The organism is Pseudomonas sp. sp1636, from assembly GCF_030376615.1.
Taxonomy (GTDB): Bacteria; Pseudomonadota; Gammaproteobacteria; order Pseudomonadales; family Pseudomonadaceae; genus Aquipseudomonas.
The window spans coordinates 1-576 of record NZ_JARRAB010000050.1 but is presented as its reverse complement, the minus strand read 5'-3'; the positions used below and the strand labels follow the sequence as shown (position 1 = coordinate 576).

Here is a 576-nt window from a genome sequence, read left to right as displayed (position 1 = left end):
CACCCTGCCCTGTATTTATGTGCTGGGTCTCATCCAGCAGCAGTAGCGAAACTCCATCTCTGTTTGCACGACGCCGACATTCAACAAGTAGCTTCGCAGCGTTACCTCCAGCGGCACCTACAAAGTCCGCCAACAATTGTCTGCCACCAGCTTTACCTCTAGCACTTACATACCAATGTGAAAACAGCTTGAGGTTCCCATGGAAATGGTCGCATGCGAAATCGATAGGTGCAGGTAGTACTTTCCGTAAAGCAGCAACGGTTTGGCTCTTTCCAACACCAGCCAGACCTGTCAAGCAGACTGGTTTAACCTCGACATCAGGCGGATTATAGAACCGCGAAATGTAATCCACCTGGCTTGAGAATAACCATTGGCTGTGCAAGGCCGCTTTTGCAGACATTTCCTTGATAAAGGAGAGCGAGAAATCATTTGGTAGATATATCTGCTCCAAAGTCTCCAACAAGATTTGCGCAGCAACCAATGCGTCTTTGCTAGCCAAGTCTATAACGGGATCAGGTCTAACCGTAATTCGCTGCCTAATAGCTTCTATGTCTAGGCAGCCGTCAAATCTGGAAC

General features: G+C 48.3%; 1 pseudogene. It reads right to left on the bottom strand.

The window, feature by feature from the left end:
• Nucleotides 1–499: pseudogene (locus tag P8H27_RS20530) on the bottom strand (AAA family ATPase); the annotation flags it as partial.
• Nucleotides 500–576 lie beyond the last annotated feature (77 nt).